Annotated in this window: 18 protein-coding genes; 5 read left to right on the forward strand and 13 right to left on the reverse strand. The window is 59.8% G+C overall.

Going from position 1 to position 18,471, the window contains the following annotated elements; genetic code table 11:
- Positions 1-118: 118 nt before the first annotated feature.
- Positions 119-1,579 carry a hypothetical protein gene (locus JSS95_10535; protein ID MBS1800252.1) on the forward strand — a complete coding sequence of 487 codons (1,461 nt, stop codon included), beginning with the start codon at positions 119-121 and terminating at the stop codon, positions 1,577-1,579.
- A gap of 44 nt (positions 1,580-1,623) precedes the next feature.
- Here the strand turns inward: JSS95_10535 and JSS95_10540 are convergent, their stop codons facing one another.
- The 8 genes from JSS95_10540 to JSS95_10575 form a co-directional block, all read right to left on the reverse strand.
- Positions 1,624-1,953, reverse strand: a complete 330-nt coding sequence (locus JSS95_10540; protein ID MBS1800253.1) for a zinc ribbon domain-containing protein — start codon at positions 1,951-1,953, stop codon at positions 1,624-1,626.
- A gap of 36 nt (positions 1,954-1,989) precedes the next feature.
- Positions 1,990-2,478: a type II toxin-antitoxin system VapC family toxin gene (locus JSS95_10545; GenBank protein MBS1800254.1), complete on the reverse strand. Its 489-nt coding sequence runs from the start codon at positions 2,476-2,478 to the stop codon at positions 1,990-1,992.
- Positions 2,442-3,140 carry a hypothetical protein gene (locus tag JSS95_10550; GenBank protein MBS1800255.1) on the reverse strand — a complete coding sequence of 233 codons (699 nt, stop codon included), beginning with the start codon at positions 3,138-3,140 and terminating at the stop codon, positions 2,442-2,444. Before JSS95_10550 ends, JSS95_10545 begins: the two co-directional genes overlap by 37 nt.
- Before the next feature lie 114 nt (positions 3,141-3,254).
- Entirely contained in the window at positions 3,255-4,889 is a 1,635-nt protein-coding gene (locus tag JSS95_10555) for a phosphoglycerate dehydrogenase (protein MBS1800256.1), read from the reverse strand.
- A 121-nt stretch (positions 4,890-5,010) separates the two neighbouring features.
- On the reverse strand, positions 5,011-6,003 hold the full coding sequence (locus JSS95_10560) for a phospholipase (GenBank protein ID MBS1800257.1): 993 nt from the start codon (positions 6,001-6,003) through the stop codon (positions 5,011-5,013).
- Between the two features lie 71 nt (positions 6,004-6,074).
- Positions 6,075-7,865 (reverse strand): ABC transporter ATP-binding protein, encoded by a 1,791-nt coding sequence (locus tag JSS95_10565; GenBank protein ID MBS1800258.1) that lies wholly within the window; start codon positions 7,863-7,865, stop codon positions 6,075-6,077.
- A 118-nt stretch (positions 7,866-7,983) separates the two neighbouring features.
- Positions 7,984-9,171, reverse strand: coding sequence for a glutathionylspermidine synthase family protein (locus tag JSS95_10570; protein MBS1800259.1), 1,188 nt, complete (start codon positions 9,169-9,171; stop codon positions 7,984-7,986).
- Positions 9,171-9,563, reverse strand: a complete 393-nt coding sequence (locus tag JSS95_10575; protein MBS1800260.1) for a hypothetical protein — start codon at positions 9,561-9,563, stop codon at positions 9,171-9,173. The genes JSS95_10570 and JSS95_10575 overlap by 1 nt, the downstream gene beginning before the upstream one ends.
- Before the next feature lie 277 nt (positions 9,564-9,840).
- Between JSS95_10575 and JSS95_10580 the strand changes: the two genes are divergently transcribed.
- Positions 9,841-10,971, forward strand: a complete 1,131-nt coding sequence (locus JSS95_10580) for an acyltransferase (protein ID MBS1800261.1) — start codon at positions 9,841-9,843, stop codon at positions 10,969-10,971.
- Between the two features lie 223 nt (positions 10,972-11,194).
- Here JSS95_10580 and JSS95_10585 read toward each other — a convergent pair whose 3' ends face one another.
- The 3 genes from JSS95_10585 to JSS95_10595 are packed head-to-tail and all read right to left on the reverse strand — an operon-like array spanning position 11,195 to position 13,769.
- Positions 11,195-11,710, reverse strand: coding sequence for a hypothetical protein (locus JSS95_10585; GenBank protein MBS1800262.1), 516 nt, complete (start codon positions 11,708-11,710; stop codon positions 11,195-11,197).
- A gap of 43 nt (positions 11,711-11,753) precedes the next feature.
- Complete coding sequence (locus JSS95_10590; protein MBS1800263.1) at positions 11,754-12,524, reverse strand: glutaminyl-peptide cyclotransferase; 771 nt, start codon at positions 12,522-12,524, stop codon at positions 11,754-11,756.
- A gap of 57 nt (positions 12,525-12,581) precedes the next feature.
- The gene (locus JSS95_10595) at positions 12,582-13,769 is read right to left on the reverse strand and encodes an alanine--glyoxylate aminotransferase family protein (GenBank protein MBS1800264.1); all 1,188 of its coding nucleotides are present in this window, start codon (positions 13,767-13,769) and stop codon (positions 12,582-12,584) included.
- A gap of 76 nt (positions 13,770-13,845) precedes the next feature.
- Between JSS95_10595 and JSS95_10600 the strand changes: the two genes are divergently transcribed.
- Together JSS95_10600 and JSS95_10605 are read left to right on the forward strand one after the other, a co-directional pair.
- Complete coding sequence (locus JSS95_10600) at positions 13,846-14,316, forward strand: GatB/YqeY domain-containing protein (protein MBS1800265.1); 471 nt, start codon at positions 13,846-13,848, stop codon at positions 14,314-14,316.
- A 306-nt stretch (positions 14,317-14,622) separates the two neighbouring features.
- Positions 14,623-15,099 (forward strand): lysozyme, encoded by a 477-nt coding sequence (locus tag JSS95_10605; protein MBS1800266.1) that lies wholly within the window; start codon positions 14,623-14,625, stop codon positions 15,097-15,099.
- Here JSS95_10605 and JSS95_10610 read toward each other — a convergent pair.
- A complete protein-coding gene (locus JSS95_10610) occupies positions 15,059-16,753 on the reverse strand; it encodes a TonB-dependent receptor (GenBank protein ID MBS1800267.1) in 1,695 nt (564 codons plus the stop codon). The genes JSS95_10605 and JSS95_10610 overlap by 41 nt on opposite strands.
- A gap of 386 nt (positions 16,754-17,139) precedes the next feature.
- On the opposite strand from JSS95_10610, the gene JSS95_10615 reads away from it, so the two are divergent.
- Complete coding sequence (locus JSS95_10615; protein ID MBS1800268.1) at positions 17,140-17,589, forward strand: MarR family transcriptional regulator; 450 nt, start codon at positions 17,140-17,142, stop codon at positions 17,587-17,589.
- A 163-nt stretch (positions 17,590-17,752) separates the two neighbouring features.
- Here JSS95_10615 and JSS95_10620 read toward each other — a convergent pair whose 3' ends face one another.
- Complete coding sequence (locus JSS95_10620; GenBank protein MBS1800269.1) at positions 17,753-18,421, reverse strand: reverse transcriptase-like protein; 669 nt, start codon at positions 18,419-18,421, stop codon at positions 17,753-17,755.
- Between the last annotated feature and the right edge of the window lie 50 nt (positions 18,422-18,471).

Genomic DNA, 18,471 nt, shown 5'->3' on the forward strand with positions numbered 1-18,471 from the left:
TTCAACTGCTGAAAAAGCAATCGCAACATCGGCTCTTGAGGTTAATGGGCGAATGATGAAGCCGTATCTGCGTGCGGGCGTTCTTGGCGCAGTGGTATCGTTGGCACTGGCCGGGTGCATGGGAGACGAACCGTACGTGGTGCCTGAAGATCCGTTACCGCCAAACACAATTCTTCTATCGGGAATGATGCGCGAGCTTTCGGCAACCCCCGGCTTTACCGATTCTCTGATCGCACAGTTGAACGGCAACAAGCAGGGGCCGGCGCTGATGTCGCCGCGCCTGATCAAGACATTGAAGGACATGATCCTCGGCAAGGATTGGCAGGGGCTGGATCGTTTTCCCGGCTGGACGCTTGCAGGCATCAATCCGACGGTAAAGATCGCCGGGCGCATCTTTACTAAAAAAGACGATGGCACACCGGACCACAGCGGTGGAGTGAAGGAGAGCGCTCCTGTCGATAACACGCCTGCGACGACGGAGCGCGTGAAGCCGTACATCGATCTTGGGCCCTACACGCTGGAGCATGCGGAGACAGTCGACCTGGGCAAGCCTTCGACCCTGCCGGGGTTTACGACCGAAGGCATCGTCAGCGAACTTGGCGCGGGAGTCATGCGCGGCGATGGGCCGAACGCAACGCTTGCTCCTTTACATGCCGAGAGCCAGCGTCTGGCCGATGTGATGAATCGGCTCAGCATGAATGCGTTGCATGGCGTCAGGCCGGTAACAGCGACCATCGACGCTCATACAGCTTCGACTCCCGAAGAGCTGGTGATAGCCCTTACGGCATCTGGTCATACCGTCAGCGTCTACGATGCGCGCTACTTCGCCAACTTCGGCCACTTCCACTTCAAGGGGCAGGAGGTGATGATGCCGTTCTGGGTCGACTCGCAGATTGCGATCCCCGGATCAAAGCGTTCGCTGCTGGTGCCTGTGAGTCATGCGGAATACGAGTGGGAGATTCGCGGGCCGAAGATCAACGCCAACATCAGCTGGTACTTCGGGATCGACGGCAAGAGCGAGTTCCGCACCATGGACACGCAGGACCAGGCGTGGGTGCTGGGCCGCCACGCGCACACCTATCGCGATAAGGATGCTGTCGAAGTGACACGGCTCGTCGGCAAGATGGTCGTAGCCTTCATGCACCAGCATCTGCGCCGTCCCGATCTTCCCTTCGGGGGCTACTACCCGCTTGGCGTCTGCCAGGATGGCGTCGCGGCGATTGAAAAGAAGATGACGGGCAGCGACTCGCTGTTTCCGAATACGGCAGACACATCGCTGTTCGACGATCCTCGCGATGAGGAAGTAAATGCGATGATGTCGGCGATACCGAAAGACACTGACGGAGGTCTGCCATCGCCGGAGCGCATCTTCGGCTCGCTGCCAACCGGCAATCTCAACGCGATTACGATACCGGGACTCGCCGATGACCTTACGCAGGTGAAGGCGGCATGGCAGGACGGTTCGCTTGAGCGCACGCCGACGTGGATGCGGAGGATGCTGCTGCGGCTCATCGGCATGATCGCAATGGGAGTTCTTGCGTGGCTCGTGATCTGGAGACGCAGGCGTCACCTGCACTGAGCGCAGATAACATGCGACGGTAAATGCTTCTTCCAGAAAGGTAACTATTTGCCGGACGAAGCGGCGGAGGAGGCTGATGCCGCAGCGGGTGCGGGTGAGGAAGCCGCTGGCGCAGCGGGAGCGGTGCTCGTCGTCTCGGATTTTGCCGACGGCGAAGCCGCACTGCCGCTCGAGTCGCCGGATGACTTAGGTTTGGCGTTGCCATAGCCGTCCGCATACCATCCACCGCCCTTGAAGGAGACAGCTGGCGCCGAGAGCACGCGCTCCAGGTGGCCTTTGCAGTGCGGGCACTCGGTAATCTCAGGGTCTGAGAACTTCTGTATCTTTTCCGTGCGTTTGTGGCAGTTGGTGCATTCGTATTCGTAAAGCGGCATAGATGGTCCTTTTCCTGATGTAAAGCGGCTGCAAAACTAAGTATCGGCCTGCGGGTCCCATACGTCGAAGCCCTCTGACTGCGCGGCCTTGAGGAGCTTCTGGTCCGAAGTGACAAACTGAAGCCTGTCATCCCCGCGCATGGAGTCTCTTGCGACGATCGCGGAGGCGAGCTGGAGAGAGTCCAGAGCGCGAAGGTCTTGACGATCAACCAGGGCGGACGCATGTTCCACGATCGCTGCCGTGACCGGGTGCTCGAGGAGGCGCTGGGACTCGCCAACCAAGGCTGCAATCGAAGAATCGGCGTCAGCATCCGAGATATCTCCCGCCCGCTGACGCCGCCGTATGGCTGACCTCACTTCGATCAAGGCAAGCGCAGAGACCTGCTTCCTCTGATCGTCGACCTCGGTCACAAGTTGAACGATGGACTCCGAGCCGGCCTCGGCGACAAAGAGCTTGACGAGGGCGCTGGAGTCGATGAAGTAATGCGTCAGAGGCTTCCCCTTTCGCGCATGATCGTCGCCGATACCGGCTCACCTCGGACGGGAACCGGGTGGAAGCGTGCGGAGACGATCTGTCGCATCTGCCCGCTCCGGTTCAGTTTGACGGTTGTCGTCTGATGTTCCGACTTTGGATTGTGAATTTTATTCACAAGGATGGCGCCGCTTTCGATCGCGCCCGTTAGAACGCGGTGACGTGAGTCGGCCGATGCAGCCCAGGCAAAGGGATATCGGGGAAGGTCCTTATCGCGAAACCGGGTCAATGCAACGAAGAGCTTTCCGATCTCCACTTCGGCCAGCGCCTCGCAGCACTGCCTGATCTCGTCGGTAGTGACTCCAGTCGACCTCAGCGAGGCTGGCGGAGCCTCTGGCGATGCAGTTTGCTGGGACGTCAAGGTCGGCTCCGGCGTGGCTCCTGCGGAGGTCGATGCTTTATTCGGTGCCGGCTCGAAGTAGATGAGGATTTCACCGTTCTCCGGGCTCCAGTTCGAAGCGGCAGCCGTGTTGCGCTTTTTTCTGCCGTCTTCCTCAAGCTGAATCACCGGGGTAAAGCCCTCCGGTGCCAGAAAGCTGAGCGCAGCGGTAATCCTATCGTTTAACGGAGCGTTACGCAGAGCTTCGAGACCTGCCTGTATGGCACTTTCGACGTCGCTAATTGTGGAAAGGGTGGTTCTGGAATCATTCGTCATTAGCCTAGTCTTCCTGTAGGTTAGAGGTTATTGCTGGTATTTATAAAATAAACTGCTCCGCCCATATATAAACGGATGGAGCAGTTAAATGCAAATTAACTCTTCAGGCGTCGGTTACAGCTTCCCAAGCTCAATCAGGCGAACGCTGGCGATGGCCTCGACCTTGCGCAGCGCCTCGATGGCTGCGTTGGCGGCTGCCGCGTTGGGCACGTCGATCTGTACGACGGCGAGCGCCTGGCCCTGCGGTACGCGCTGCGATTTTGCTTCGCGTGCGGGGTCGTTGGCGCGGCCCAGGGCGAAGTTGGCGATGTTCACCGAGTTGTCGCCCAGGATCGTTCCGATGCGGCCGATCACTCCGGGCACGTCGTGATTGCGGATGGCGACCAGCGTTCCCGTGAGCGGCGCCTCGATGTCGATGCCGTCATAGGTCAGCAGGCGTGGCGAGGTGCCGTGTAGCACCGTCGCTGACGCCGAGGCATCGCCCTCGGAGGAGTGCAGGATCATCTTGAGTACAGAGCCCGCGCCGCCGGTGGTGAACTCCTTCTTGTCTTCCTGCACGCGGATGCCGCGCTCTTCCGCGACCGAAGCGGCGTTGATGCGGTTGGCGGTGCTGCCGCCGTCGGAGTCGGCGAAGACGCCGGCCAGCGCGGCGTTGCGAACGAGGTCCGTCTTGCCCGCAGCAAGGCGGCCGGAGTAGCTGATCTGAATGTTCTCAAGATTACCCGGCGTGGCGTGCGAGAGGAACTGCCCGAGACGGTCGGCCATCTCGATGTAGGGCGCGATCTCGGTGTACTCCTCGTGCGTGAGCGAGGGCACATTGACGGCGTTCTGCACCACGCCGAGCTTCAGGTAGTCGCGCACCTGGCGCGCAAGCTGGATGCCGATGGCCTCCTGCGCCTCATCGGTGGAGCCCGCAATGTGCGGTGAGAGGATGACGTTGTCGAGCCCGAAGAAGGGCGAGTCCTTAAGCGGCTCCTGGTGAAAGACGTCGAGCGCGGCGCCGCCCACGTGGCCGGACTTCAGCGCGTCGGCAAGCGCTTGTTCGACGATCAGCTCGCCGCGCGCGCAGTTGATGATGCGCACGCCCTTCTTCATGATGGCCAGCGAGGTGGCGTTGATCAGGCCCTCGGTCTGCGGCGTCAGGCCGACGTGCAACGTTAGATAATCCGAGCGGCGGAAGATCTCGTCGATCGGCACGAGCGTGACGTCGTTCTCGCGCGCGATCACAGGCGCGATGAAGGGGTCGTAGCCGATCAGCTCCATGCCGAAGCTGCGCGCGCGGCGCGCGACCTCGAGGCCGATGCGGCCCAGGCCCACGATGCCGAAGGTCTTGCCGCGAAGCTCCTGTCCTTGCAGCGATTTTTTCTCCCATTTGCCGGCATGCATGGTCGCGGTGGCGCGTGGAATGGAACGCGCGAGCGCCACCATCAGGCCCAGCGTCAGCTCGGCCACGGCGATGGCGTTGGCTCCGGGTGTGTTCATCACCACGATACCCTTGCGGGTAGCCGCGTCGGTGTCGATGTTGTCGACGCCCACGCCGGCGCGACCGATGACGCGAAGCTTTGGCGCGGACTCAAGCAGCTTGGCGTCGGCCTGGACGGCGGAGCGCACGACGAGAGCGTCGGCGTCGGCAAGTTCGGCGGCGAGGCCGTTCTTAATCTGGTCGGCGGTAACGATCTGCCAGCCGGGCTCCTGCTGGAAGATGGCGGCTGTGGCGGGGGAGACTTTTTCAGCGAGAACGATCTTCATGTAACTCCTATTTTACTTTGACAAGGTGGACGAGGAAGATACGGCGGGGAAAAGAGAGTTGCAGATCAACAACAGCGCGAGGATGCGCCCTTTTGCTGTGCGACGATTCTTTGCAGAAGTTTCATTTGCGGTCTGTGGTGATGCCAAGGTCCTCTACCACGTCAGGGTCGTAGCTCTCCAACTCTTTCAGCAGGCCTTCGTCCGAAAGGTCGAGGGGCCTTGAGTTCTCCCAGTCGCGATGAACCGTCTTGATGATGCGCTTGATTAAGTGATCGTCATCAATCTGTATTGCCAGCTCGCGTCGGCTGTCGAAGCTGCCCGGCGCAATGTTGATCGAGCCGATGATGGCGCGGGCGTCGTCGGCCAGCATCAGCTTGCCATGCAGTTTGATGTGCTTCAGTTTGTGAATGGGCACTCCAAGATCGGCGAGGGTGCGCAGGCCGCTGACACCCTCTACCAGTTTCTCTTTCTTCAGCTTGTGCGGAGGGCGCGCCATCACATGAATCTTCACCCCACGCGCGTGCGCTCGAACGAGGTGCTCGATGACGACGGGGTCCTGGTAGCGCTCATTCTGCAACCACAGAGTATGCTTTGCCTTATCGATGAACTCGCACATGCGCTGCCGGCCGTTGCCGATGCACCAGATCAGGTGGGAGTGCTCGCCGGACTTGAAGTCGGTGCGGTTCCAGTCGGCGTCGAAGCCCTGCATCACCTCGTCCACTTCGTGCTTGTGTGAGGTAACGACGGCGTAGTCGCGTGTCTCCGTCAGATTGCGTTGTTCCCAGTTGAGCGATTCGATAAAGGCCGTGGCGTCATCAACCACCATCGACTTCTCGTGCGTGACGTCAAAGCAGGGATTGCTGTCCAGCACTTCGACTCCTGCTGCACTCAGTCTGGCACGCGTCTCGCCGTTCTCCTTCTTGCCATCGCGGCGTTCGGGGTTGAGCATCACGCGCACCTTGACACCGCGTTTATGCGCCGCAAGCACTTCGTCCAGCAGCGAGGTATCCGAGAAGACAAACATCTTGATGCGTAGAGACGACTTTGCGCCTTTGATCGCATCCAGCAGTGGTTGCGCCGAATCGTCGGGCAAAACTATGAGCGAGCGCGACATTACCGTTCCTTTGTGCCGAGGCTGGTGGCATTCCGGCAGAGAAGCAGACAAATCTCGTGTACATCCCTATTCTACGAGACGGCTGCCTTTTCGCCGGTATCGAACTGCGTCCGGTAGAGATCGGCGTAGATTCCGTTCTTCTGGAGCAGCTCCGCGTGCGATCCGTCTTCGGCAACCACGCCGCCGGAGATGACAATGATCTGGTCGGCGTCACGGATGGTCGTCAGCCTATGCGCAATGGCGATCACTGTCTTGCCCTTCATCAGTTTCTCCAGGGCGTCGATCACCAGCTTCTCCGATTCGGAATCGAGGGCCGCTGTTGGCTCGTCCAGCAACAGGATGGGGTTATCGCGCACCATCACCCGGGCAATGCCAATGCGTTGTCGCTGCCCGCCCGAGAGTGTAGAACCGCGCTCCCCCACGGGCGTGTCGTACCCGAGCGGCATCTTCGCGATGAACTCGTCGGCGTTAGCCAGCTTCGCGGCGGCCATCACCTCGTCCTTCGTGGCGTGCGGATTTCCGAAGGCGATGTTCTCGTAGATGGTGCCGTGAAAGAGCACCGTATCCTGCAATACGTAGCCGATGTTGTCGCGCAGCGATGGAATGCGGTAGTCGCGCACGTCGATGCCATCGACCAGCACAGAACCGCCCTGCACGTCGTAGAAGCGGGGAATCAGGCTGACGACGGTGGATTTGCCCGCGCCCGTTGGCCCTACGATGCCAACGAACTCACCCGGCCCGATGCGGAACGAGACGTCGGTAAGGATCGGCGTCGCGGCATCGTAGCCGAAGGCCACGTTGCGCAACTCGATGTCGCCCTTGATCTTCGTCGCATCGATGGGATCGCTCTTCTCGGGAATGACGGTGTCGGTGTCGAGGATCGAGCGAACGCGCTCCACGCCTACCGTAACCTGCGCAATGGCGTTGGTGGTCGTGGCGAGGTCTTTGACCGGCTTGAAGAAGCGGCTCAGGTAGGCGAGATACACAGTCAGCGAACCCACCGTCATCGTTCCGGCCAGGATCAACGCGGCTCCGCGCCACAGCACAATCGCCGTGCAAAGGGCTACAACGACCGTCACCACAGGCGACAGAAGGGCTTTGACGCTGCGCGCCTTCAAAGCGGCGGCTACCGTGGCCTGGCTCACGGTTTGCAGCATCTCTTCCTCGGTCTTCTCCTGCCCGAAGGCCTTGACGGCCTGTATCGACTCCAGCCCCTGCTGCACCACGGCGACGATGGCGCTCTGCTCTTTGCGCACCTCGTGCGTCGCGGCTTTCACGGCCTTCTTGAAACGCGAGACGAAGAACAGCAGAAACGGCGTGACGGCAACTGCGATCAGCGTGAAGTCCCAGTTGAGCCAGAACATCAGCCCCAGCATGGAGACGATGGTGAGCATATCGACGAGAATGTCGAGTGTGGACGACGAGGCGAAGCCCTGGATCGTCGAGATGTCCGAGGTCAGCGTGCTGAGGATCGGCCCCGTCTGGTGTGTGCTGTAGTAGCCCAGCGAGAGCCGCTGCAGGTGGTTGTACATCCTCATGCGCAGGTCGTGCGCCACCCACTGCCCGGCGCTCTCGGTGAAGTAGTTGTCGATGTACGAGGCCAGCGCTCCCAGCGCAGAGATCGCAACGTAAAGGCACGCCGCTACCAGCGCAACGTGCAGCCGCCCGCTGTGCTCCAGCATCGGGCTCAGGATGTCGTGGAGCCACGGAGCCATCTTCTTGTCGGCAACGACGTTGTCGAGGATGATCTTGAGCGGCCAGGGAGCAGCGAGGCTCATCAGCGTCTCGACCAGCATGGCAACCAGGATGATCACCAGCGTCCCGCGATAGGGACGGATCAGACCGCCGATAAACCGCAGCATAAGAGCACTCCTCAGCCGTACATCTCAGAGTGCCCAATCGTAACGAAAGCCGGTGGTAGAGGGAAGCGCAATCCTCGTCATCTCTGCCACCGCCAGACGGGGTGACGCGACTCGCACGCTATTCAAAGTAGTGTGGTACGAAGGAGCTCAGGTTGTCGGTAATCGGGCCCGAGGACTCGCGAATCCCCATGCCGCAGCACTCCTGATCGATCATCCACAGGCCGACGACGGGGTAGCGGGCGGCTCCGGGGCGCAGGTTGTCGGCGAACGACGCCTCAGGCGCCAGAGCCTGGATGATCGCGGGGCCTGCATAGGGGCCTTCGGTCTCGGCTACGGTGACGCCGTTGCGCACCACCGTGATGTTTGCGCCTTCGCGCGAGTGCAGCGGCTTGCGAACGTAGTCGCGCAACGAGCCATCGCTGGCGCGTCCCTCGAAGCATGACTTCAGCAGAAGCTCGTGGTTGGGGTAAAGCTCCCAGAGGATCGGCAGCAGGCCCTTGTTCGAGAGAAGCATCTTCCATATCGGCTCGATCCAGCGCATGTCCTTGTATGTTTCGAGCGCCGCCGGGCCAAATTCTTCGTCGAGCATCATCTCCCACGGATACAGCTTGAAGATGGAGAAGATCTGCCGCTCGTCCGGGTCGACGAAGGCCTGACGGTCGGCGTTCCATCCGATCTCTTCCATCAGCAGCGGCTGTGCCGGCAGACCGGCCTGCTCGGCGGTGTCGCGGAGGTAAGCCAGCGTCAACTGGTCTTCCGCGTTGTCGAGCCCGGCGAAGTAGACCGGCTTCGAGAGGTACGGCGCGACATCCTGCCACTTGGCGATCAGCTTTTCGTGGATCGAGTTGAACTGGTCGGCGTTCGGGAACTGCTCCTCGAGCCACGCCCACTGGATGACCGCCGCCTCAAGCAGCGATGTCGGTGTGTCTGCGTTGTACTCCAGCAGCTTGGGCGGGTCGTCGCCGTTGTATGCCACGTCGAAGCGGCTGTAGATGGCGGGAGGCTCGTTCTCCCACGCCCACTCGATCGCAGGAATAGCAGCCGTAGGAATCTCAAGCTCGGCATAGCGCTTCTTGTCGATGATGTGCTGCGCGGCGTTGAGGCACATCTGCTGTAGCGTGTTTCCCGCCGCCTCCAGCGTGTCGATCTCGGCCTCGGTAAAGCGATAGCATGCGGACTCGTCCCAGTAAGGGCGATCTGATTGCGGAGAGCCGGGGCCTTCACCGGCAGGCGAGTGATACACCAGGCCGGCGGAAGCCACCTTGTCTTCCCAGGCGTCGCGTGGGGTGATGGGCAGCCGCTCCATTACTCACCTGCTCCGCCGCCGTGGCTTCCCGAGGACATCGACCGCCCGAAGCCGCCGCGGACGGTACCTGTACGGACGCCGCGCGAGGTGATGTAGCTGTGTCCCTCAACGGGAGAGGTGCTTCCGCCTCCCACCAGCGTGCCGAGCGCATAGCCTCCCCAGCCGCCGTAGTAGCGGTGGTAGAGCGGGACGTAGGGCACAAAACCACCTCCGCCCATGTTCGGATACTGCTGATTGCCATTGTTCTGCGGAAGGTTCGCGCAAAAGCTGTCGTCGACGACCTTATTGTTCTCGTCGACGCAGCGCTGCATCTCCGGCTTGCGGCAGCCGCTCATCATCGCGAGAGCTGTTGCGGCGAGAAGGGGAGCGGCGACTTTGGTCGAACGGCGCATGGCGTCGCTACTCAGAGTAACAAGTCGCGGGCCAACGAAGCTGTAAAAGTGCAGGCATCTCGTCACTTCGAGGCGAAGAACTACGTAAGGACTCTCTATTTCGAGATTGTCATCCCGGCCGGAGCGCTGCGCGCTTCATGCATGGACCTGGCTTTCATGCTTGGAACGGGTGATTGCGATGTCGAGTTTCGCTGGCTTATGATGAGTGTCAGCTAGCAGCAACGTGCACGGATATCTTTTAGCAAACCGAATCCAGTCGGTGATGAGAGGTCAACCATTGGACTCGCCCAAGCGGTCAATACCCAGTCTTGACGGCCTTCGGGCAATCGCTGTTCTTTTGGTGATCTTCGCCCATGTTGGCTTTGTTGAGAAGGTAGAGTCGTTCGCAGCCAAGTCCCATCTTGGCATCGCATCGACCATCCTGAAAATAGACGCAGGTGATTTGGGTGTATCCCTGTTTTTCGTTATCAGTGGGTATCTCATTACAACATTACTCTTGAAAGAAAGGCTCGAAACCGGCCGAATAGACTTAAAGCGTTTTTACTTGCGCCGTTGTTTTCGCATCTTCCCGCCCTTTTATTTTTATCTCTTTGTCATCACCATCCTGTGGATTAACCATAGGGTCCCCCTGAATTGGGGAGGTCTGATCTCCGCTGCTACTTACACCTCTAACTACTATCCCTATTCTCTTAGCCACCCAGAGTCGCAAGGATGGCTCGTAGGGCATACTTGGTCGCTGAGCTTAGAAGAACAGTTCTATCTTTTCTGGCCTGTATCTTTGCATTTTCTTGGCAAAGATAAGTCGATTAAAGTTGGAATAGCTCTGTTGCTCGTGGTGCCGGTTTCCCGCCTCATAATGTTGAACTCTTATCCAGGGCTCGCATTTGACGGTCAGGTTTTCCGAATGTTTCACACGCGTATCGATACGATTATCGCTGGGAGTGTTCTGGCTCTAATCTGGGCCATTCCACGATGGCGCTCATTACTTGTCGCATTGACTACAAGCAAAATATCTGGGTTAGCAGCTCTTCTGGTATTAGTTGCGGTTCTGAGGCTGAACATGCAATCTTCGTATTTCCAGGCTCTCGTAGGAATAAGTCTTGAGGGCATACTCCTCGCCTACATCATGCTTTACTCCATCGCAAACCCAAACACTTTGATCGGTAAGCTCCTGAACAATCGAGTGGTCTGTCATTTCGGGATAATTTCGTACGGTCTTTATTTGTGGCAGCAATTGTATGTGGGACCGTCCTTTTTATTTCATGGACGGCGTTGGCTGATTGTTCTGATGATCCTGGGATCGGCCGAAATATCATACTGGATAGTGGAAAAGGGATCTTATGTAGTTCGCGACAAGATGGTGCAACAAATTTCTAATCCCCCTAAGGTAGTAGCCTTGGGGGATTAGAAACAAATGTATCAACACCAGAAATTTAGATCCGTTACTTTACCGTCCTACTTGCGTAACTAACGATTCTTACTTTGCGGTGCACTCGGCTGGATCATTCGAGCGAAGCTCGAACCGGTTTATCTCACCAGGCTCCCTGCAAACCCACTTTAGCGACAATGAAGCCGTCGCGAAGATGGGGTACCCAGATTGCAGGATTCAGGTTCAAGGTTGCACTGCGGTCTTAGTGCCTGTGCTCCGTCTTCTCCTGCTCCTCAATCAACGAGCAATGCAACTGCGGCGTCTTCCGCACCGCGCTGCTCAGCTTGCCGTCAAAGAAGTCGCACGCCAGAATGTTGTCCGCGCTCGCATGTCTTCCCGAAAACAGATTCACGTTCAGCATCACCGGCCCCTTGATCCAGTCCAGCCGCTTGATGTCGATCTTCGTGCCGGTCACACGCACCAGACCCTCGGCGCCGACCACCTCAACGCTCTCCACGCCGAGATCGATCATGCCGATCTCGTTGGCGCGTCCTTCAGCATCCTTCTTCGGCTCGCCCGAGTAGGCCGCAGAAACCACGATGCTCTCGTTCCGCATCTTCAGCCGCATTGCCGCCTTGTCGGAGAGAGTGATCTGCACATCGAAGGTGAAGATGAGGGGCCGCGGATCCTGCATCTGAGCCTTCAGAATGCCTGCGAGGCAAACAGCCGCAAGACCGCCAAACACCGTCATTCTGAGCGCAGCGAAGAATCTCAGCATTCGCCTTCTCCAGTTTCAACGAAAACATCACAGCAATCAAAAATCACCGTGCGGTCGGCACTCGAATCTCGAAGATATTCGGCCATTGTTTGCCTGTGACGAAGAGCCGGTGATGCTGTGCATCGTAAGCAATGCCATTCAGTACGGACTCAGCATCTATCTTTTGACTGGCATCAAGCAAGCCAGTGCAGTCTATCCATCCCAGCACGCGGCCATCTTTTGGAGAGATACGCGCGATGCGATCGGAGTGCCAGATGTTGGCGTAAATTTCGCCATCGACAAACTCAAGCTCGTTGAGCTGTTGTACTGGTCTGTCGCCATCACGCACAACGATCTGCCGCGTCTTATCGAAAGTATCAGGATTGCGGAAGCGCAGGATGGCTGAGCCATCGCTGGTGATCAGCTCCGTTGCAGTACGAGTCATCCCCCAACCCTCGCCATCGTAGTGGAATTGGCCGATGATGCGCAGGGAGACACGGTCAAGAATGAAGCCGGTATGCGACTGCCACGTCCACTCCAGCAGATTGTCATGCCAATCGACGATACCCTCACCGAAGTACGTGGAGGGAAGGTCGTGACGCTGAAGCACCTTGCCTGTTGCAGGTTCCGTGATTATGAGAGAGGAATGCCCCTCGCGTCCCGTGCCCTCGTAGAAGTGGCCGTCCCGGTAGAAGAAGCCCTCGGTATAGTTCTCCGTCGAATGTGGAAGCTTCGCCACCACCTTACAGGGCGCGACGGGAGCGGCAAAGGATGGCGAGACGATAAGAAGCGTCACCGCGAGAAGGCTTCCGGCAATGTGGATGAATGGCTTCATGGCAGAAAACGAGCCCGCACCTGAGTGTACCGGTGCGGGCTCTACATACATTGGTACTTACTTCGAGGTGTGCTCGACGAACACCTTCTGAGCAGCCACCAGCCCCTTACCGAACTCAAACCCCGGCAGCGGCGTCTTCACCTTCGCGATCACCTGTTCCAGAGCGCCGATGATGGCGATGGTGTCCATGTAATCGAAGAAGCCGATGTGCGCGATGCGGAACAGCGAGCCCTTCATGTCGCCCTGTCCGTCCGTCACGATAGCGGCGAACTGCGACTTCAGGCCCTTCACCAGCGTGCCCGAATCCGTTCCCTCGGGAGCCATGATGGCCGTTGCGGCAGCAGCTTCGTAGCCCTTCGGAGCAAAGAGTTTGAAGCCAAGTGCCGTCGCCGCGGCGCGAGTCATCGCGGCGCAGGTCTCGGCGTTGTTCACCAGTTTCTTGCGGCCCTCGGCGAGATTGCCGTCAGCTTGTCCCGCGATGTAGTCGAGCGAAGCTCCCAGTGCGGCGATCAGCGCCACGGGAGGCGTGTACGCGCTCTCGCCCTTGGCGGCGTTTTTGCGCTCCTTGCGCAGGTCGAAGTAGTAGCGCGGGTTGTAGGTCGACTCCATGCGGTCCCACGCGCGCGGGCTGATGGCGATATAGCTGAGCCCCGGGGGCATCATCACGGCCTTCTGCGATCCGCCGATCAGAACGTCGATGCCCCACGCGTCCATGTCGAGGTGCGTCGTGCCGAGTCCGGTGATGGCGTCGACGATGAGCAGCGCCTCGGACTTCTCGTCCTTCAGCAGCTTCGCGATGCCCTGCACGTCGTGGCGCACGCCGGTCGAGCTCTCGGTGGCCTGCACGAAGACGGCGCGGGTCTCGAGCTTGAGGGCGGCCTTCACCTCGTCGAGCGTGAAGGTCTGTCCATAGGGCTTCTCCACCACGTCGGCGTGGCAGCCGAAGGCCTTGGTCAGCGCGGTCCAGCGTTCGCCGAACTTGCCAGCCGTCAGAACGAGTACGCGGTCGCCGGGTGAGGTCAGGTTCGAGACGGCGGCCTCCATCGCTCCGGTGCCCGAGCTGGAGAGCACGATGACGTCGCCGGTCGAGGTGCCAACGAAGTCCTTGAGCTGCGAGAGGACGCGGGTGAACAGGGCGCGAAACTCGGGCGTGCGATGGTGAATATCCGCAGCCGCCATGGCAAACTGGGCGGCGGGAAGCAGGGGCGTTGGCCCAGGGGTGAAGAGGCGCGTTTTCCGGATCATGCTTCTATTGTAGCGATGGGGCGGTAAACGGCCGCCGTTCTAAAATGGAGAGTCATACCTGAACGGAGACAGCAGCATGGCAATTGCCCAGAAGATCGACGCCGACATCATCGCGGCCATGAAAGCAAAGGAAGAGCACCGGCTGACGACCCTCCGCATGGTGAAGTCCGCGCTCAAGAACAAGGCCATCGACAAGCGCGCCGAGCTGACCGACGCCGAGGAGTCGCAGATACTGACCACCCTGATCAAGCAGCGCAAGGAGTCGGTGGAGAGCTTCACCAAAGGCAACCGCCCGGAGCTCGCCGAGAAAGAGCGCATCGAGATCGCGATGATCGAGGGCTACCTGCCCCAGGCCGCAGGCGAAGACGAGGTCCGCGCCGTCGTCGTTGCAGCCATCGCCGAGGTGGCCGCCGCCACCGGCAACAAGCCCGGCCCGCGCGACATGGGCACCGTCATGAAGGCCGCGCAACAGAAGATCGCCGCAGCCGCACTGCGCGCCGACGGCAAGCTCGTCAGCGAACTGGTGAAGGCAGAGCTGGCAAAGTAGGGTACCGGGAAACTCCACGCTGCCGGAACTCCCATGAACCTGTGATCCTGAGCGAGCGTGGCGAGTCGAAGAACCTGCATTTTTGCGCCGGTCGCAAGACGATTGCGATTTGCAGCGAAAAGCTGTCAAGAGGGTAAAGGCCCCACTTTCCTCGTAAATCATTCATTCAGAAAGAAAAATTGGCCAGTCGCAAAGTGCGCATTAGATACCTGCCAGTTGCTATCCTTAACAAGCAGGACTAATTTTGTTCAACGAAATGGGAGAGGGCCCGAAGGCGCTTTCCCATTTTCTTTTCTGGAGATGGCTATGGCAAACTTCACATACAGCGCGGTGGGGCTGGCTCTTACCAAACAATTTGAGGGGTGTGTTCTGACCGCATATCAGGACCAGGTCGGCGTATGGACGATCGGCTACGGCCACACCGGCACCGACGTCAAGCAGGGCCTGACGATCACCGAAGACCAGGCCTCCATCCTGCTTGCCGCCGATGTGGCGTGGGCCCTCACCTGCGTCAACAAGTTTGTTACCTCGAACATCAACCAGAACCAGTTCGACGCGATGGTGGACTTCGTCTTCAACCTCGGCTGCGCCAGCCTAGGCCAGTCCACGCTTCTGCGGCTGGTCAACGCTGGCGACTTCAGCGATGCCGCGCCGCAGTTTCTCCGCTGGAACAGAGCAGGCGGCAAGGTCGTGGCAGGACTCACAAAGCGGCGTCAGGCAGAGATGAATTTGTTTACAGGCATCACTGCCGCCGCGACCAGTTCAACTCTGCCCCCGCCATGATGGTGCGCCCCTGCACCGGAACCCCCGGCACCTCCTGGTACGCCGTGCCCGTTAGATTCAGCGCCCGCACATACGGCCGTACGCGCCCCGCATCGCGCGCCAGCGACACATCCCATAGCGGATATGGCTGCTGCGTCGTCTTCTGGATTACGGCAAGCTGCGTGCGCGCGGCGATCTGGAGAGGCAGCTGCCCGCTCCACGCGATCAGCGCCGACTGCGCCGCGTAGTTGAAGGCGTAAAGCGAGATAAGCACCTTCGGCGGCGACGTCGCCTGGACCGCCGTGTATCCCAGTTGAAGCTGTTGCGAAGCCGGCAGCCGCAGCCGTACATTCGCCTCCGCGCCGTTATAGGCGAAGTCGGCGACGTTCACCGCCTGCCATCGCTTCGTCAGGTCGTACTTGGAGTAGTCGATGCCGTCCTTCTGCCGCAGGCTGAAGCCCGTGGCCGAGAGCGTCAGCGGCGCGCGCGATGGCGTCCAGTCCAGCCCTCCCTCGTAGCTCCACGACGACTCCGGCTTCAGGTTTGGGTTCCCAATCGTCGTCGGGTCCGAGTAGTACAGGTCGAGATACGTCGGCTGCCGGTAGCCATGCCCCACTGAGCCGCGCACGCGCACCGTGCCGCTAAGCGCATAAGCGGCTGCCACCGATGGCGAGAAGACGGCATCGCCTCCGCTGAAGACCTGTACTCGCGCACCGGCTGACAGCGAAAACCGCTTCAGCGAACGCAGCGACAGGTTCACATAACCCGCTCCCTGATTACGCGCATGAACGCCCAAGTTCGTGCTGTGAATCCCATCGCCGTTCGCCTCAAGCCCATAGGAGAGTGTCGTGTTGGTGCTAATGGGATCGGCTCGTCGCAGGGCACTCTGCCACGCTGTGGTGACGTGGTTGTTGCAGTAGTAGTTTGGCCGGTCGAGGAAGAGCACAAACAGGTCGGTGTGCTTGCGGTAGGCAAACGACCCCGAGGTTCGCTCGCCAAGCTGTTGCTGGATCGCCGCGAACCATCCCTTCGTCCTCTCCCACGAGTTGTAAGGCCCGTAGAAAAGGTTCGCCCCATAGGGCCGGTCGCTCGCGGCCAGCAGAATGTCCGTCGTGCCCGGCTTCAACACGTTCAGCCACGTCTCCGACGACAGAGCGTTGCTCGAATAATTGCGATCGGCGATAAAGCCGTTCGACGTATCGCGGCTCCCGGTCAACTGCTCCGACACGCGGTGGGTGGAATAGTCGGCGCGGAGGTGATTCTCGAGCGAGCCGTAGTTTCCCGCGCCTGACTTCGCAATCAGGCTTAGTCGCTTGTCTGTCGCCGGACGCTCCGTGATCATGTTCACCGCACCGCCGATCGCGTCCGAGCCGTAGAACGTCGAACCCGACCCGTGCAACACCTCAACCCGCGCCAACGCATCGAGTGGCACGGAGATGTCGAGGTTCAGGTGCCCCGTCTCAGGATCGTTGACGCGCAGCCCGTTGACGAGAATCAGCGACTGCTCGAACGTCGTGCCGCGAATCGACAGATCAGCCTGCACGCCGTTCGCCGCGCGCGATTGCACATTCAAGGAGGTGTCCTGGCGCAGGTAATCGGTCACGTTGTTGAAGAGTAACGGCTGCTCGCGCGTGTCCAGCGTCATGACGGAGCGGTTGGACTCCGAAAGCGGCATCGGCGGAATCGCTGTCGTGACGGTGACCGACTGCTCGACCGGCTTCACCTGTGCAGAGGACTGAGGCTGCTGAGCTGCGAGCGACGCAGCTCCGATTGCGAAAAACACGGCTGATCGAAGAACAAACACAGAACGATGATCTACCAACACCGTCTCACAGTGCAGGTAGTTTTGTTCGCATGTAAGTAATTGACCACTTCAACTAAAATCTTCGTGAAGTAAGAAATCGGGTGCCCCATCTTCGCCGCGCAGCGGCTAAGGTGGCAATCGCGCCTGAGGGCGATCCGGCGTTGCACTCAATATCCTGCAAAACCCACCTCAGCGACGATAAAACCGTCGCGAAGATGGGGCACCCGGGTTTGTGCGCTTCACTAAGGGAGAACACGATGCGGATCGAGTCATTCTTACAGCAAAGCCCTGTCTTCCAGGCCAGCCGCGTCGCGCGCCGCATGGAGGCGTCGCTGAACGCCATTCTGAGACACGAGGGACTCACCCTCTCCGAATCTTTGATGCTGGCGGCGATCTTCCTTGAGAAGAAGCGCGTTCGTCCCTCCGAGCTGGCCCGCACCTTCGAGACCACGCGCGGCAACGTCAGCCACTCGATCTCATCGCTCGAAGCCAAACGCCTCATTCGCCGCCGCATCGACTCCGAAGACGCACGCGGCTTCCTGCTCGAGCTGGAACCCGCAGGGAAGAAGCGCGCGGCCCGGGTTGCCGGAATCCTCGACCGCATGCAGTCGCAGATCGAAGTTGAAGTCGGAGCAACAAAACTCGAGACAATGCTGAAACAGATGGATGCGGTAGAGCGCCTGTGCTCGCGTCTTACTCAGGGATAAGCAAACTAAAATTCTAGTGTTGATGCAGGCTGTTCCGGCCCTTCAAACTCGAACTCAAAATTTTGTCATCCTGAGCGAAGCGACCGAAGGGAGCGCAGTCGAAGGACCTGTATTTCTTTGCAGGATGCTTCAGGAAGCCAACCGACAAGTGAGAACCACTTCCTCACTCCGGAATGATCTTCACAAAGACTCCATCCGGCAACGTCTTGCCTCCAAGCACATGCACCACGCCGTCACGGGTAAACCCGCGCAGCATCGCGCTGGGGCCAGGAGCTGCCGGGCGGGCATCGGGGTTTGGCGGCGCCGGGGACTTCGCCGGATAAGGCGTCGCCTTCAACGGAGCGGGAACAGGCTGCCCCGGAGCATGAGGGCGCTTCATCCCCCGGTCCATGGCCTGATTGGCCAGCCGGTCGGCGTCCTTGTTCTTGTGCCGGAGGGCATGTGATATTTCGAAGGCTTCGAGCTTTGCGATGCGACTCTTCGCCTCCTGCCAGAGGGGCTTCAGGTCGGGCGAGCTGACCTTGTACTTGCCCTGGATCTGCTTCACCATCAGCTCCGAGTCCGAGACTACCTTCAGCCGCCGGTAGCCATGCTCCAGCGCGTAGTCGAGCACCCCGAGCAGGCCGGAGTACTCAGCGAAGTTGTTGGTGCGGAAGCCCAGAAACTCGCTCAGTTCCGCCAGCGGCTCGCCGTTGGGACCGGTCATCACCGCGCCGTAGCCTGCCGGGCCGGGGTTGCCGCGCGCGCCGCCGTCGCAGTGGGCCGTCACCCACCCTGAGGGGTTGGAGGGCGCGGTTTCGGCGAAGAGGCTGGGAGCGGAGCGTTGGGACATCCGTCGAGTTTATAGGAAAGGCAACATCCGGCGGCTGCATCCCCTATTCG

The sequence above is a fragment of the Acidobacteriota bacterium genome, assembly GCA_018268895.1.
In the GTDB taxonomy this organism is placed as follows: domain Bacteria; phylum Acidobacteriota; class Terriglobia; order Terriglobales; family Acidobacteriaceae; genus Edaphobacter.